This window comes from Hydrogenophaga sp. GW823-FHT04C09 (assembly GCF_058796355.1).
This window is the reverse complement of the sequence record NZ_JBXAIO010000010.1, coordinates 98,166-112,137: the sequence shown is the minus strand read 5'-3', so window position 1 is coordinate 112,137 and position 13,972 is coordinate 98,166. Positions and strand designations below refer to the sequence as shown.

Sequence of the window (13,972 nt, the reverse complement as noted above, 5' to 3'; positions counted from 1 at the left end):
CCGCATAGAATGTCCGCGTTAAGAAAGACCACCATGCTCTATCCTGAACTCTTCAAACAACTCGAATCCGTGCGTTGGGACATGGACAAGGACATCCCCTGGGACAAGTTCGACGCCAGCGCGTTGACCGATGAACAGGCGCAGACCATCAAGATGAATGCCATCACCGAGTGGGCCGCGTTGCCGGCCACCGAGATGTTCCTGCGCGACAACCGCGACGATTCCGATTTCTCGGCCTTCATGTCGATCTGGTTCTTTGAAGAGCAGAAGCACTCGCTGGTGCTGATGGAGTACCTGCGCCGCTTCCGCCCCGAGCTGGTGCCCACGGAGCAGGAGCTGCACGACATCCGCTTCGAGTTCGATCCGGCCCCGCCGCTGGAGACGCTGATGCTGCACTTCTGCGGCGAGATCCGCCTGAACCACTGGTACCGCCGCGCCAGCGAGTGGCACACCGAACCCGTGATCAAGCAGATCTACAGCACGCTCAGCCAGGACGAGGCCCGCCACGGCGGCGCCTACCTGCGCTACATGAAGCGCGCGATCGGCAAGTTCGGCAACGAGGCCCGCTCGGCCTTCGCCAAGGTGGGCGTGCTGATGGCCAGCGCGCGCCGCACCGCGCAGGCGCTGCACCCGACCAACCTGCACGTGAACAAGAACCTGTTCCCCAACGACACCATCCAGAGCCGCCTGCCCAATCCCGAGTGGCTGGAGCACTGGCTGGACAAGCAGATCAACTTCGATGCGGTGTGGGAAACGCGCGTGGTCGATCGCATCCTGCACAACATGAGCCTGCTGATGGAGCAGAGCTTCAAGACCGTGCAGGAGCTCAACCGCTTCCGCAAGGCGGTCTCGGTCACCGCGGCACCGTCGGCGGCCTGAGGCCCTGCGCGCCCCGTGCCTGAAAGCCCGCTACGGCGGGCTTTTTCGTGGGCGCTTCAGCAGGGGTTCCGCCAGCCCCAGCACCACGCCCCAAAAGGCGCCGGTGACGTGCGCGGCCTGCACCACCGACAGGTGGCTGTCGGCGTCCCACACGATGGGCTGGGACCAGCCCCGTTCGAGCAGCACCTTGGTCAGCACCACCACGACCAGCAGCCCGCCCCAGAACCGCGCGCCACGGATGGGCAGGCGGCGCAGCGCGACCTGCACCGCCAGCACCAGAACGCCGGCATGCATGAGGCCGGAGAGGCCGACCGCGTAGCCCACCTGCGGCCACAGCAGCAGCGAGACCTGCGTGAGTGGCCAGGCCAGCAGCCACGCCAGCGTGCAGCGCGCACCGGGCCGCAGCACCCAACCCGCGGCGGCCACGCCGCCCATGGCCAGCACGTTGCCCACGAGATGGGGGCGGTTCAGGTGGACCCAGGCGCTGCTCCACAGCGTCCAGGGCCGTGCCGTCCATTCGCCCGCGCGCCAGGTGAGCGCGTCGGCCACGCCGGGAGGGGACCACCACACCAGAAGGCTGAGCGCGGCATGCAGGCCGCAAAGCCACAACCAGCTGCCGTGCCACGGTGTCACGGCGGGTCGACCGTTCAAGCGGTCGACGCGACGCGGCCCAGCACGTGTTGCCACATCGCCAGCACCGCGCGAGCGGCTTCTTCGACCTGCGCCGCATCGACCTGCGTGGGCGCTTCGTCCAGCCGCGCGGTGTGCTGGATCTGGCGCAGCTCGCGGTAGGCGCGGGCCGCGGCCTCGCCCATGCCGGGCTCGAGCAGGCCCGCGCTTTCGGCGCGCCGCAGCAGGTTGATGTTGCCGGTGTTGGCGCGCAGCTCGGGGTGCGCGCGCGAGTGCAGCAGCACCAGGTACTGCACCACGAACTCCACGTCCACCATGCCACCCGGGCTGTGTTTCACGTCGAAGCGTTCGCCGCGCACCGGGTGCGCCGCGCGCACCTTGCCGCGCATGGCGACGATCTCGGCGGCCAGCGAGGCGGCGTCGCGCTCGGCCGTGATGACCGCCTCGCGCACCGCGTCGAAGCGGCCGGCGAGGGAGAGCCCCCACGCTCCGCCGCTCTGCGGCGGGCGGCCCGGCGGCGGGCTCTCGGCCACACCACCGAGCACAAAACGCGCGCGCGTCATGGCCTGGTGTTCCCAGGTCCAGGCGGTGTTGCTGCCGCGCTGCTGCTGGTAGTTGGCGTAGGCCGTGAAGCTGGTGACCAGCAGGCCCGAGTTGCCGTTGGGCCGCAGCGCGGTGTCGATCTCGAACAGGTCGCCCTCGCCGGTCTTCACCGTGAGCCAGTTGATCATCTTGCGCACGAAGGCGGCGTAGATCTCGGGGGCGTTCTCGTGTTCGTCCTCGTAGACGAAGACGATGTCCAGGTCGCTGCCGTAGCCGAGTTCCTTGCCACCGAGCTTGCCGTAGCCAATGATGGCGAAGCTGGGCTCGTCGCGGTGGCGGCTCTTGAGGCGGGCCCAGCACCAGCGCGCGGTGGTGCGCAGCACCGAGTCGGCCAGGGCGGAGAGGTCGTCGGCCACCTGTTCGACGGTGAGCACCTTCTCCACGTCGCGCGCCAGGGTGCGGAACACCTCGGCGTGGTGCGCGCGGCGCAGCAGGTTGAGCAGGGCTTCTTCATCGTCCTCGCCGGTGGAGCGCAGTGCGGTGCGCCGCGCCTCCAGCTCGTCCTCGAACTGCGCGGCATCGAAGCGGTCGGTCAGCAGCTGCTGGCTGGCGAGTTCGTCGATCACGCCGGGGTGCTTGATCAGGTAACGCGCGGGCCACTTGGCCGCGCCCAGCAGGCGCAGCAGGCGCTCGTGCACCGAGGGCCGTTCCTGCAACAGGGCGAGGTAACTTTCGCGGCGCAGCAGCGGCTCGATCCAGTCGGCCATGCGCAGCGCGGCCTCTTCGCTCACGCGGCCTTCGTCGATCCAGGCCCCGGTGCGCTGCACCAGCCGCACCAGGCGCGCGCGGGTGTCCTCGCGCAGCGCGAGCACGCGTGGGTGTTCGAGCCATTGGCCCACGCGGGCCGCGAAGGCCGGGGGCAGCTGCTCCAGCACGCTTTGCAGGTCGTCGACCGCGCTGCGGCCGTTGGCGCCGTTCTTCTTGCTGCCGCAGCCCTTGCCGTTGCAGCCGCCGTTGGTGGGGCCGCCGAGCAGGGTGTCGAACTCCTGGGCCACCAGCTCGCGGTGCGCATCCAGCGCGTGCAGGAAGGCGCACACGTCGGGGTAACCGAGCGTGGCAGCGAGCCAGGCCAGGTCGTCGTCGCGCGTGGGCATCACGTGGGTCTGCTGGTCGTCCAGGTACTGGATGCGGTGCTCGACCCGGCGCAGGAATTCGTAGGCCTGCGCCAGCGCGGTGGCCGTGGCCGGCGGCATCAGGCCGGCCTTGCACAGGCGCTGCAGCGCATCCAGCGTGGGCCTCGTGCGCAGCTCGGGGAACTGGCCGCCGCGCACCACCTGCAGCAGCTGCACGGTGAACTCGATCTCGCGGATGCCGCCGCGCGAGAGCTTCACGTCGTTCGATCGCCCCGGGTTGCCGGCGGCGCGTTTGGACGCGTGGTCGCGGATCTGCCGGTGCAGCGTGCGCAAGGCATCGAACACGCCGTAGTCGAGGTAGCGGCGGAACACGAAGGGCAGCACGGTGCCGCGCAGCGCGCTGGCGCTGCGGTCCTGCACGCAGGCGGTGGGGGCGATCACGCGGCTCTTGAGCCAGGCGAAACGTTCCCACTCGCGGCCCTGCACCAGGAAATACTCTTCGAGCGCCCCGAGCGAGACCGCGCTGGGCCCGGAGTTGCCGTTGGGCCGCAGGGCCAGGTCGACGCGGAACACGTTGCCGTGTTCGGTGGTCTCGCCCACGGTGTTGTAGATGTGCTTGACGGCCTTGCCGAAGTACTCGTGGTTGCTGATGCGCTGGCGGCCCTGGGCGTTGCCGGCGGTCTCACCGTCCTGGTCGTAGACGTAGATCAGGTCGATGTCGCTCGACACATTGAGCTCGCGCGCGCCCAGCTTGCCCATGCCGATCACCCACAGCTGCGCGCGCTGCAGCTCGCCCTTGGGCGTGGTGAACTGCGGCGCGCCGTGCAGCTCGTCCAGATCGGCACAGGCCAGGGTGCAGGCTTCGTCGAGCGCGAGTTCGGCCAGTTCGGTGACGGCGCGCGTGACCACGGCCAGCGGCGCGCCCTGCTCGCAGTCGAGCACCACCAGGCGCTCCAGCACCAGCTGGCGCAGCACGCGCAGGGCGGCGGGCACCGGCAGGCCGCGCTCGCGCAGCACGCCCAGGCAGGCCCGCATGCTGGCGAGCACGGGTTCTCCCGGGGGAAGGCAGGGCAGTTCAGTGGCGTAGCGGCGGCGCACCCGCTGCACGAAGCGCGAGTGCTCGGCCTGGCGGTCTTGGGCCGAGAGCGGCGGACAGGGGTTCACATTTGATGACAAAACGGGCGCTTCCGCTGTGGAACCTGTGAAATGGCTGGCCGTCATAATTTGCGGTGGACATGAATCAAAGCCCGGCTCCCATCGCCCCTGCCACGCGAACCCTCAAGACACTTTCGGTGGTGGCCCGGCTTTGCTTGTGGCTCGTGTTCCTGGCCTGGGGCCTCTTCGTGCTGACCTGGGCAGCGCTGAATTGGTGGATTGTGCCCCGAATCGGCGAATGGCGCCCTGAGCTGGAACGATGGGCCAGCAGCACGGTGGGTGCTCCGGTGAAGGTGGGCGAGATCCGGGCCGACAACACCACCAGCGGCCTGGGTTTCCTGCCCGCCTTCATGCCGTCTTTCGAGCTGCGCGACGTGCAGCTGTTCGATCCCCATGGCCGCGTCGCCCTGCACCTGCCGCTGGTGCGCACCGCGGTGTCGGTGCGCTCCCTCTGGCACGGCAACTTCGAACAGGTCGTGATCGACCAGCCGGTGCTGGACGTGCGGCGCACCGCGCAGGGCCGCATCGAGGTGGCCGGGCTCGACATCGCGGGCCCGGGCCAGCAGGACGGCCGCGCCGCCGACTGGTTCTTCTCCCTGCGCGAGTTCGTCATCCAGAACGGCACCGTGCGCTGGACGGACGAGCTGCGCGCCCAACCCCCGCTGGCCCTGGGGGCCTTGAGCTTCGTGGTGCGCAACACAGCCCGCACGCACCAGTTCCGGCTCGACGCCACGCCGCCGGCCGAATGGGGTGAGGGCCTGAGCGTGCGGGGGCGCCTGCGCGAGCCCCTGATCGAGCTCGGTGGCCGCGCGCCCGGTCAATCGATCTGGCACAACTGGGGCGGCGAGCTGTACGCGGACTTCAGCCATGTGGACGTGGCGCGCCTGCGGGCCTACGCGGACCTGTCGACCTGGGGCGTTGACGTGCGCGCCGGGCAAGGCGCGCTGCGCGCCTGGGCCGACGTGGTCAACGGGGCCGTGGCGGGCGCTACGACCGATTTGGCGTTGCGCGACGTGGAAGCCCAGCTCGGCCCCGAGCTGCCGGCCCTGGCGATCGACGAACTGCAGGGCCGGCTGGCCGCGCAGTGGTCCGAAGCGGGCTTCAATGTGGCCACCGACGACCTGCGTTTCCGCACCCGCGAGGGCGTGGAGTGGCCCAGCGGCCGGCTGCGCCTGCAGCACACGGCCGCCCTGGCCGGGCAGCAGGGCGCGAGCACCGAGCTCAGCGCCGAGCGGCTGGAGCTGGGCGCGCTCGCGGCCCTCGCCAGCCGCCTGCCCCTGCCGGCCGAAGCGCACCAGCGGCTGGAGCAGCTGCGGCCGGTGGGCCGGGTGGACGGCTTTTCGGCCCGCTGGCAGCGCGCGGCCGGCGCGGCGCCGCCGTCGGGCTGGGACCTGGCGAGCTACCAGGCCAAGGGGCGGGTCAGCGGCCTGTCGGTCGCGGGCGAACCCAGCGGCCGCATGTCCATCTCGGGGCGTTTCCCGCTGCCCGGTCGCCCCGGCATCTCGGGCGCCACGGTGGACTTCGACCTCAACCAGGCGGGCGGCCGGGCGCACATCAGCGTGGCGGACGGCACCGTGGAACTGCCCGATGTGTTCGAAGACCCCAGTGTGCCGGTCGATCAGCTGGAGGCCGATTTTTCCTGGCGCGTGCAGGGCGAGCGCATCGAAGCCCAGCTCGACAACGTGCGCCTGAGCAACGCCGATGCCGAGGGCACGGCCCAGGTGCGCTGGCAGACCAGCGAGGTGCCGGCCGGCTCGGCCGCCTCGCGTTTTCCGGGCGTGCTCGACCTCACCGCCACGCTCACCCGCGCCGACGCCACGCGCGTGCACCGCTACCTGCCGCTCACCGTGAATGCCGATGCGCGCCACTACGTGCGCGAGGCGGTGCGCGGCGGCAGCTCGAACCGGGTCGAGTTCCGCGTGCAGGGGCTGGTCGATCACGTGCCCTTCGAGAAACCCGGCGAGCGCGGCGAGTTCCGCATCAGCGCGCCGCTGCGCAACGTGGACTTCGACTACATCCCGGCCTACCTGCAGAAAGCGGGCGAAGCGGCCTGGCCCGCGCTGCGCGGTGTCTCGGGCGAGCTGCTGCTCGATCGCGCCTCGCTCAAGCTCAGCGCGCTCGAAGGCGGCGTGGCGAACGCGCCCGGCGTGCGCCTGAGCAAGGGACAGGTGGGCATCGAGCACCTGGGCCACGACGGTGTGTTGCAAGTGAACGCCCAGGCCCAGGGGCCGGCGAACGAGGCACTGGGCTTCGTGCAGGGCTCGCCGCTCAACGCCATGACGGGCCAGGCGCTGGCGCGGGCCCGCACCGGCGCCGGGGCAGCGCAAGTGGGGTTCGCGCTCCAGCTGCCGCTGGCCGACCCCCACGCCACCAAGGTCAGCGGCACCGTCAAGCTCGACGGCAACGACCTGCAGATCAGTCCCGATGCGCCCCTGCTCGGGCGCGCCAGCGGCAACCTGGCCTTCAGCGAAACCGGTTTCTCGGTCAAGGCGGCCCAGGCCCGGGTGTACGGCGGCGACCTGCGCTTCGAGGGCGGCATGCAGGTCGATGCCAAGGGCGCGGCCCAGGTGCAGTTCCGGGGCCAGGGCCTGGCCAGCGCCGACGGCCTGCGCGAGGCCGGACTGGGTTTTGTCTCGCGCCTGTTCCAGCACGCCAGCGGCAGCACGGCCTACACGGCCCAGCTCGGCTTTCGCGCGGGCGTGCCCGAGCTGCAGGTGACGAGCAACCTGCAGGGCCTGGCGCTGAACCTGCCGGCGCCCTTGAACAAGGCGGCCGAGGCCAGCCTGCCGCTGCGCTACGAAAACCACGTGCTCAACGTGGCGGGTGAGAGCGCGCGCACCGACCGGCTGGCGATTCAGCTCGGCTCCTCGCTGGCGCCGGTGGCCTCGCTGCAGTACGAGCGCGAACTCGGCAGCGGCGAGCCGCGGGTGCTGCGCGGCGCCATCGCGGTCGGCGTGGAGGGCGACAACACCGCCGCGTCCCTGCCGCCCGAGGGCGTGGCCGCCCATGTGCAGCTCGCGCAGCTCGACACCGATGCCTGGGAGCGCGCGTTCAACACCACCACGGGGGTGGACGTGCGCACGGCGGCCACGGCCGGCGCCACGGTGCTGCCGCGCGTGGGCCCGGTCAGCGACCAGAACGCCAGCCTGGCCTACCTGCCCACCACGCTGGCGGTGCGCGCCGACCGCCTCACGGTGCGCGGGCGCCAATTCCACCGCGTGGTGCTGGGGGGCTCGCGCGAAGGTGCGCAGTGGCAGGCCAACATCGACGCCAACGAGCTCAACGGCTACGTGTCGGTGCGCCAGTCGGGCCCGGGCACGGCGGGCAATGTGTACGCGCGCCTCAAGCGCCTGCAGCTGGAGCCCTCGGCGGCGACCGAGGTCGAACAGCTGCTGGAGCAGCCCACCACCAGCGTGCCCTCGCTGGACATCGCGGTGGACGAGCTCACCATCGCCGGCCGCAACCTGGGGCGCGTGGAGGTCGAGGCCATCAACCGCGGCGGGCCGCTGCGCGGCAGCGAATGGCGCCTGACCCGGCTGCGCGTCGCTTCGCCCGAGGCGCGCCTGAGCGCCACCGGCAACTGGGTCGCCGCCGGGGCCGGTGCGGCCGGCCAGCGCCGCACCGCGCTCAATTTCCGGCTCGACATCGACGACTCGGGCCAGCTGCTCACCCGCTTCGGCCGCGAGGGCCTGGTGCGCGGCGGCAAGGGGCGGCTCGAGGGCAACATCGGCTGGATCGGCTCGCCGCTGGCGATCGACTACCCCAGCCTGTCGGGCCAGATCCACGCCGACATCGAGCGCGGCCAGTTCCTCAAGGTCGACCCCGGCGCCGGGCGCCTGCTGGGCGTGCTCAGCCTGCAGGCCCTGCCGCGCCGCCTGGTGCTCGACTTCCGAGATGTGTTCTCCGAAGGCTTCGCCTTCGACTTCGTGCGCGGCGACGCGCGCCTGGAGCGGGGCGTGCTGCACACCAACAACCTGCAGATGAAGGGCGTGAACGCGGCCGTGCTGATGGAAGGCAGCGCCGACATCGCGCGCGAGCAGCAGGACCTCAAGGTGGTGGTGGTGCCCGAGATCAACGCCGGCACCGCCTCGCTGATCGCCACCGCCATCAACCCGGCCATCGGCCTGGGCACCTTCCTGGCGCAATTCCTGCTGCGTCAGCCGCTGCAGTCGGCGACGACGCAGGAGTTCCGCATCACCGGCAGCTGGGCCGACCCGCAGGTGGACAAGGTCGAGCGGGCTTCACCGGCCGCCGCGGCACCGCGCGACCCCACGCCCGTGCTGCAGTAAGCTGTCAGGCTTCACCGAAAGGACACCGCATGAAAGTCGCCGCCATCCAGATGGTTTCGGGCATCAGCCTGGACGTCAACCTCAGCGAAGCCCTGCGCCTGCTGCGCCAGGCCGCCGCGGGTGGGGCCGAGCTCGCGGTGCTGCCCGAGTACTTCTGCTTCATGGGCGCCAGGGACGAGGACAAGCTGGTGCTGGCCGAAACGCCCGGCCTGGGCAAGGTGCAGGACTTCCTCTCCGACGCCGCGCGCGACCTCAAGATGTGGATCGTCGGCGGCACGTTGCCCATGGCCACCGACGACCCCAGCCACGCGGCCAACGCCTCGGTGGTCTACGACCCGCGCGGCGAGAGCACCAGCCGCTACGACAAGATCCACCTGTTCCGCTACGACAACGGCACCGAGCACTACGACGAGGCCACGGTGCTGGTCGCGGGCGACACGCCCACCGTGTTCGAGTGCCGCGACCACGCAGGCCAGGACTGGCGCGTGGGCCAGAGCGTCTGCTACGACCTGCGCTTTGGCGAGCTCTACCGCATGCTCGCCGCCGACATCCTGCTCGTGCCGGCGGCCTTCACCTACACCACCGGCCGCTCGCACTGGGAGGTGCTGCTGCGCGCCCGCGCGATCGAGAACCAGGCCTTCGTGATCGCCAGCGCCCAGGGCGGCGTGCACGAGAACGGCCGCCGCACCTGGGGCCACAGCATGGTGATCGACCCCTGGGGCGAGGTGATGGCGCTGCAGGCCGAAGGCCCCGGCGTGGTGCTGGCCGACCTGGACATCGAGCGCCTGCGCAGCGTGCGCGAACAACTGCCTTCGCTGCAGCACCGCCGCCTCTGACCCTGTCGACCATGGAGCGCCCGCACTTCATCCGCGCGTGGCGCGAAAGCCTTCGCTCGCTCCGCTGGCGCCTGTGGGCGGCGCTGCTGCTGCTGGTGGTGACGCTGCTGGGGGTGCTGATCTTCCTGGCCGCGGAGTACGAAGAGTCGCGCGACCAGACCGCGCTGGAGCAGGACGCGGCCTCGCTCGTGAGCGACATCCGCAGCAGCCTGGTGCGCAACGTGCAGACCCTGCAGTCGCTGCACAGCGTGGCGCCCACGGCCGATTCCTGGGCCTTCCCGGCGGCCGAGCTGATGGCGCAGCACCGGGAAATCGTTCGGCTCGAATGGCGCGACAACGCGCAACAGGTGACCGCCGCGCGCGACACGCCCTTCATCCCCGAGCTGTTCGGTTACCTGGACCGCGACCAGGCCCTGCCCGAAGTGCGCCTGGCCTGCGACCACGCGCGGCGGCTGTCCGGGCCGGCCTACTCGAGCAGCTACTTCTGGCCGCTGCGCCACGGCAAGGGCCTGGAACTGATCGAGATGTGCCTGCCGGTGGCGCGCGCCGGCCTGCCCAATGGGTTCCTGGTGGCCACCTATTCGCTGCCCGGCCTGCTCTCGGAGCTGACCAACCGCGACCTGCTGCGCGGCCGGGGGCTGGCCTTCAACGAGGCCGACGGCACGCGCCTGGCCCTGCACAGCATCGTCACCGGCACGCGCCGCACCCTCACCGCGCGCCAGGTGCTCGACCTGCCGGGCCACACGCTGATCCTGCAGTTGCAGAGCCCGCGCCTGTTGCGCGGCCTGTTCCCCAATGTGCTCACCGCCATGGTCAGCGCGCTCTCGCTGGCGTTGCTGTCGGTGCTGTTCCTGCTCGGGCGCGACATCCGCCGCCGCCAGCGCGCCGAGATGGAGGTCGCCAAATCCCTGGCGTTCCGCAAGGCGATGGAAGACTCGCTGGTGACCGGCCTGCGCGCGCGCGACATGCAGGGCCGCATCACCTACGTGAACCCGGCCTTCTGCGACATGGTGGGCCTCACGGCCGAACAGCTCGTGGGCACCGGCCTGCCGGCGCCCTGGTGGCCGCCCGAGCTGGTGGACGAGTACCAGCAGCGCCAGATGGTGCGGCTGGCCGGGCAGGTGCTGCCGCGCGAGGGCTACGAGTCGGTGTTCCAGCGGCCGGACGGCACGCGCTTCCCGGTGCTCATCATCGAGGCGCCGCTGATCGATGCGCAGGGCAAGCAGACCGGTTTCATGAGCGCCATCCTGGACCTGACCGAGCAGCGCCGCGTGGAAGACCTCAACCGCGCCTCGCAGGAGCGCCTGCAGGCCACCGCGCGCCTGGCCACCATGGGCGAGATGGCCTCGCTGCTGAGCCATGAGCTCAACCAGCCGCTGGCCGCGATCTCGAGCTACGCCAGCGGCACGCTCAACCTGCTGGAGCAGCCCGAGGGCTCGGGCGCGGCGGTGGCCGACCCGGTGCAGGCCGACCTGATGCAGGCCGTGCGGCGCATCGGCGAGCAGGCCGAGCGCGCGGCGCGCGTCATCAAGAGCGTGGCCGACTTCGTGCGGCGGCGCCAACAGGTGCGCGAGGCGGTCACGCCCAAGAGCCTGATCGACGCCATCCTTCCGCTGCTGAGCCTGCAGGCCAAGAAGCAGGGCATCCGCCTGCAGATCCAGGTCGCGCCCGAGTGCCCCTCGGTGCTGTGCGACCGCACCATGGTCGAACAGGTGCTGCTCAACCTCGCGCGCAACGGCATGCAGGCCATGCCGCTGACCGATCCGTCCTCGCGCATGAGCCTGCGCGTGCTGCGCCTGGAGGTGGGGCAGGCGCGCCTGCATTCGGGCCTCGCGCCGGGCGGCCTGCCGCAGAAGACCTGGGTCGCCTTCTCCGTCACCGACCATGGCCTGGGGCTGAGCGAGGAGGTGCAGGCCAAGCTGTTCACGCCCTTCTTCACCACCCGCGCCGAAGGCATGGGCCTGGGGCTGAGCCTGTGCCGCACCGTGATCGAGCAGCACGGCGGCGCGCTCACCCACGAGCCCAACGAGCCGCGCGGCACCGTGTTCCGCTTCACCCTGCCCGCGGCGCCGGTGCAGGTCGCTCCTCTATCATCGGGCGCATGACGCAGCATCCCGACGCGAAGATCTACCTCGTCGACGACGACGCCGAGGTGCGCCAGGCGCTGGCCTGGCTGCTGCGCACGCGCCGCCTGCTCAGCGAAGGCTACGACCATGCCGAGGCCTTCCAGGCCGAGGCCGCCGTGTGGACCCAGGCGCCCGAGGCGCCGTGCTGCGTGGTGCTCGACGTGCGCATGCCGGGCATGAGCGGGCTCACGCTGTTCGAGCGCATGCAGCAGCTGCCCTGGAAGGCTGCGGTGCCGGTGATCTTTCTCTCGGGCCACGCCGACGTGCCCACCGCGGTCGACGCCGTCAAGCGCGGCGCCTTCGACTTCTGCGAGAAACCGTTTTCGGACAACGCGCTGGTCGACCGCGTCGAGCAGGCGCTGGACCGCTCGGCCCAGGTGCTGGCCCAGCAGCGCATCCAGCGCGAGCTGCAGCAGCGCCTGGACAGCCTGACCGATCGCGAGCGCGACGTGATGGACCTGGTGATCGCCGGCCTGCCCAACAAGCTGGTGGCCGACCAGCTCAACATCAGCGTGCGCACGGTGGAGGTGCACCGCTCGCGCGTGTTCGACAAGATGGGCGTGAAGTCCGCGGTCGAACTGGCCAACGTGCTGCGCCCGCCGTGAGCGGCGGCGTTCGCCTCAGTCGCGCCGGGATGGCGGGGCTTCGTCCTTCTCGCGTGGCGCCGCTTCCTCGGGCAACTCGCCTTTCTTGCGACCCGAAAACATGGTCCACCACACGATGAACACCAGCAACACCAGCGCGCCAAGCGCTTCAAGCAACAACAGGGTCATGGGAAGGAATGGCGTTTCTGCGAGGGGTGGAAAGAACGGCAGCGGCCAGAGGGCGCTGCGCTGGATCGGGAGCGCCCTGATTGTAGGAAGCCTGGCGTCCTGCGCGATTGACCCCCGCACCTATCCCCCCATGCCGCCTCCGGTCACCGGGGTGCCCCCGGTGGTGGCGGCGCCCGACGACACGGTGCTGCCCGCCCCGATGCTGCGCGGCAAGAGCCGCTGGGTGCCGGTGCGCTGGAGCGAACTGCCCGGCTGGGGGCAGGACAGCCTGCACGAGGTGTGGAACGCCTGGGTGCGCGGCTGCGAGCGGCCGGTGGCGGGCCATACGGGCCTGTGCGCCGAAGTGCGCCAGCTCTCCATCGCCACCGCCGCCGAGCAGCAGGCCTGGGTGATGCGCCGCTTCCTGCCCTACCGCGTCACCGAGGTCGATGGCAGCCTGCCGGCCGGCCTGCTCACCGGTTACTACGAGCCCATCATGGCCGCCAGCCGCGTGCCCACCGCCACCTACCGCGTGCCGCTCTATGGCCCGCCGCCGGGGCTGCGGCCCGGCCAGCCCTGGCACAGCCGCCAGGAGATCGACACGCTGCCCGCCGCGCAGGCCGCGCTGCAGGGGCGCGCCGTGGCCTGGCTGGCCGACCCCATCGACGCGCTGATCCTGCAGATCCAGGGCTCGGGCCGCCTGAACATCGCCGAGGCCGACGGGCGCACGCGCCAGGTGCGGGTGGCCTTCGCGGCGCACAACGGCCATCCGTACCAGAGCGTGGGCCGCTGGCTGCTCGACCAGCGCGCCATCAACGAGGCCTCGTGGTCGGCCATCAAGGCCTGGGCCCTGCAGAACCCGCAGCGCCTCAACGAGATGCTGTGGAGCAACCCGCGCACCGTGTTCTTCCGCGAAGAGGCGCTGTCGGAGCTGGACGCGCGCTTCGGCCCGCGCGGTGCGCAGAACGTGCCGCTCACGCCCGGGCGCTCGATCGCGGTCGATCCGCAGAGCATTCCCTATGGCACGCCGGTATGGCTGGCCACCCAGGGCCCGACGATGAACGCGCAGCGCCTGGTGATGGCGCAGGACACGGGCGGCGCCATCGTGGGCGCGGTGCGCGCCGACCTGTTCATGGGCTGGGGCGGCTGGAGCGACGAGGCCTATCTCACGGCCGCCGCGCTCAAGCAGCCGCTGCAGCTGTGGGCCTTGTGGCCGCGCTGACGCAGTGACAGCAGGTCGTTGGCCAGGTTGATCCGCGTGGCCGCGCCGGCGGGCCAGCGTTCGCCCGCGGCTTCGAAGTCCGGGTGCGTCAGGCGGATCATCAGCCGGTAGTGCTCGCGCAGTTGCGCCGGCTCGAAGTCCGGCGTCAGGCCCAGCAGGGTGTAGGGGTCCGAGCCCGGGCGCAGCATCACCGTGCGCACGAAGAAGCGCGCCGCGCGGCGCAGCTCGGGGTTGTGGGCGGCGGCCGCCGGCAGGCCCTCCACCGGGCGCCCGGCGGCCAGGCGCATCACGCTGTCGATGTGCGCGAACAGCGGGCGCGGTTCGCGCAGCGCCACGGGGTAGCGGCCGGGCGCGCGCTCGAAGGCCAGCAGGGCCGGCAGCAGGCGTCTCCCGTCGGGCGGGGTCAT

Annotated in this window: 10 protein-coding genes; 6 read left to right on the top strand and 4 right to left on the bottom strand. The window is 71.2% G+C overall.

Translation table 11 applies throughout. The annotated features are described in order from the left end of the window. The first annotated feature begins 33 nt into the window (after nt 1–33). Nucleotides 34–879 (top strand): ferritin family protein, encoded by an 846-nt coding sequence (locus AC1Q9M_RS23125; RefSeq protein WP_291111587.1) that lies wholly within the window; start codon nt 34–36, stop codon nt 877–879. Nucleotides 880–909: 30 nt separating this feature from the next. On the opposite strand, the gene AC1Q9M_RS23120 is transcribed toward AC1Q9M_RS23125, so the two are convergent. Next, entirely contained in the window at nt 910–1,512 is a 603-nt protein-coding gene (locus AC1Q9M_RS23120; RefSeq protein WP_492435960.1) for a rhomboid family intramembrane serine protease, read from the bottom strand. A 14-nt stretch (nt 1,513–1,526) separates the two neighbouring features. Further along, complete coding sequence (gene glnE / locus AC1Q9M_RS23115; protein WP_382322298.1) at nt 1,527–4,406, bottom strand: bifunctional [glutamate--ammonia ligase]-adenylyl-L-tyrosine phosphorylase/[glutamate--ammonia-ligase] adenylyltransferase; 2,880 nt, start codon at nt 4,404–4,406, stop codon at nt 1,527–1,529. 14 nt (nt 4,407–4,420) lie between these two features. Here glnE and AC1Q9M_RS23110 point away from each other — a divergent pair, with 14 nt between their 5' ends. Genes AC1Q9M_RS23110 through AC1Q9M_RS23095 form a run of 4 tightly spaced genes read left to right on the top strand, consistent with a single transcriptional unit; the run spans nt 4,421 to nt 12,196 of the window. Next, a complete protein-coding gene (locus AC1Q9M_RS23110; protein ID WP_492435957.1) occupies nt 4,421–8,629 on the top strand; it encodes a YhdP family protein in 4,209 nt (1,402 codons plus the stop codon). 29 nt (nt 8,630–8,658) lie between these two features. Then, nucleotides 8,659–9,465, top strand: coding sequence for a carbon-nitrogen hydrolase family protein (locus AC1Q9M_RS23105; RefSeq protein ID WP_444687722.1), 807 nt, complete (start codon nt 8,659–8,661; stop codon nt 9,463–9,465). An 11-nt stretch (nt 9,466–9,476) separates the two neighbouring features. Further along, nucleotides 9,477–11,570, top strand: a complete 2,094-nt coding sequence (locus AC1Q9M_RS23100) for a two-component system sensor histidine kinase NtrB (protein ID WP_444687721.1) — start codon at nt 9,477–9,479, stop codon at nt 11,568–11,570. After that, a complete protein-coding gene (locus AC1Q9M_RS23095) occupies nt 11,567–12,196 on the top strand; it encodes a response regulator transcription factor (RefSeq protein ID WP_382152994.1) in 630 nt (209 codons plus the stop codon). The genes AC1Q9M_RS23100 and AC1Q9M_RS23095 overlap by 4 nt, the downstream gene beginning before the upstream one ends. A gap of 15 nt (nt 12,197–12,211) precedes the next feature. Here AC1Q9M_RS23095 and AC1Q9M_RS23090 read toward each other — a convergent pair whose 3' ends face one another. After that, nucleotides 12,212–12,364, bottom strand: a complete 153-nt coding sequence (locus AC1Q9M_RS23090) for a hypothetical protein (protein ID WP_382152996.1) — start codon at nt 12,362–12,364, stop codon at nt 12,212–12,214. Here AC1Q9M_RS23090 and mltA point away from each other — a divergent pair. Continuing rightward, nucleotides 12,297–13,565 carry a murein transglycosylase A gene (mltA, locus tag AC1Q9M_RS23085; RefSeq protein ID WP_492435954.1) on the top strand — a complete coding sequence of 423 codons (1,269 nt, stop codon included), beginning with the start codon at nt 12,297–12,299 and terminating at the stop codon, nt 13,563–13,565. The genes AC1Q9M_RS23090 and mltA overlap by 68 nt on opposite strands. On the opposite strand, the gene AC1Q9M_RS23080 is transcribed toward mltA, so the two are convergent. Further along, nucleotides 13,505–13,972 (bottom strand): J domain-containing protein, encoded by a 468-nt coding sequence (locus AC1Q9M_RS23080; protein ID WP_382153001.1) that lies wholly within the window; start codon nt 13,970–13,972, stop codon nt 13,505–13,507. The two genes, mltA and AC1Q9M_RS23080, sit on opposite strands and share 61 nt — an antisense overlap.

Coding starts and splice junctions, on each gene's coding strand:
- AC1Q9M_RS23125 (WP_291111587.1), top strand. CDS start 34: ATGCTCTATCCTGAACTCTTCAAACAACTCGAATCCGTGCGTTGGGAC.
- glnE (WP_382322298.1), bottom strand. CDS start 4,406: ATGACGGCCAGCCATTTCACAGGTTCCACAGCGGAAGCGCCCGTTTTG.
- AC1Q9M_RS23110 (WP_492435957.1), top strand. CDS start 4,421: ATGAATCAAAGCCCGGCTCCCATCGCCCCTGCCACGCGAACCCTCAAG.
- AC1Q9M_RS23105 (WP_444687722.1), top strand. CDS start 8,659: ATGAAAGTCGCCGCCATCCAGATGGTTTCGGGCATCAGCCTGGACGTC.
- AC1Q9M_RS23100 (WP_444687721.1), top strand. CDS start 9,477: ATGGAGCGCCCGCACTTCATCCGCGCGTGGCGCGAAAGCCTTCGCTCG.
- AC1Q9M_RS23095 (WP_382152994.1), top strand. CDS start 11,567: ATGACGCAGCATCCCGACGCGAAGATCTACCTCGTCGACGACGACGCC.
- mltA (WP_492435954.1), top strand. CDS start 12,297: ATGGTCCACCACACGATGAACACCAGCAACACCAGCGCGCCAAGCGCT.
- AC1Q9M_RS23090 (WP_382152996.1), bottom strand. CDS start 12,364: ATGACCCTGTTGTTGCTTGAAGCGCTTGGCGCGCTGGTGTTGCTGGTG.
- AC1Q9M_RS23080 (WP_382153001.1), bottom strand. CDS start 13,972: ATGACCCCGCCCGACGGGAGACGCCTGCTGCCGGCCCTGCTGGCCTTC.